The sequence below is a fragment of the Methylobacter marinus A45 genome, assembly GCF_000383855.1.
Classification (GTDB): Bacteria; Pseudomonadota; Gammaproteobacteria; order Methylococcales; family Methylomonadaceae; genus Methylobacter; species Methylobacter marinus.
Map to the genome: position 1 here is coordinate 4984134 of NZ_KB912877.1, position 557 is coordinate 4984690.

At 45.8% G+C, this 557-nt stretch carries 1 protein-coding gene; it reads left to right on the plus strand.

The window, feature by feature from the left end; translation table 11 throughout:
- Nucleotides 1–557: RHS repeat-associated core domain-containing protein (locus METMA_RS0123540; protein WP_198014614.1), on the plus strand; the 557-nt coding region annotated here is incomplete at both ends.

Here is a 557-nt window from a genome sequence, read left to right on the forward strand (position 1 = left end):
GGGGCGATTCATCCATCAGGATCCGATAGGGCTGGCCGGCGGCCTCAATCCTTATCAATATGTGCCTAATCCTACTGGGTGGGTTGATCCATTCGGATTAACATGTAAGGAAAATACATGGAACGAGTTCCAAAAGCATCACAAGAGACAATTCGGTAATTCAACCGAAGCAGCGGCGGCTTATAAATCGCTTATTGATAAGCAATCTCCCTGGCCAATTGAATTCGAACCTCCAGAAGCAACATTAATTCCGGGTACTAAGATGAACATGGCAATGAGCCCCGGCCAAGCTTCTTCGCGACCAGGCGGATTTGCTACTTTTGATGATATCCAAAATGTGGATTATGTTAGGAATGAATTAGCCGTTAAAGAAGCTTGGAAGCCAAGCATTGATCGGGTTGTGACATATGAAGTCACACAACCTTTACCGGTTAGGATTGGACCGGTTGGTCCTCAGATTGATCAAGGGATGGGCAAGTATCTACCAGGTGGTGGTTCGCAAGTTGAGATGATGGTAAATCCTGTCGATCGCATGAACTATCTCAAAGTGATTGATG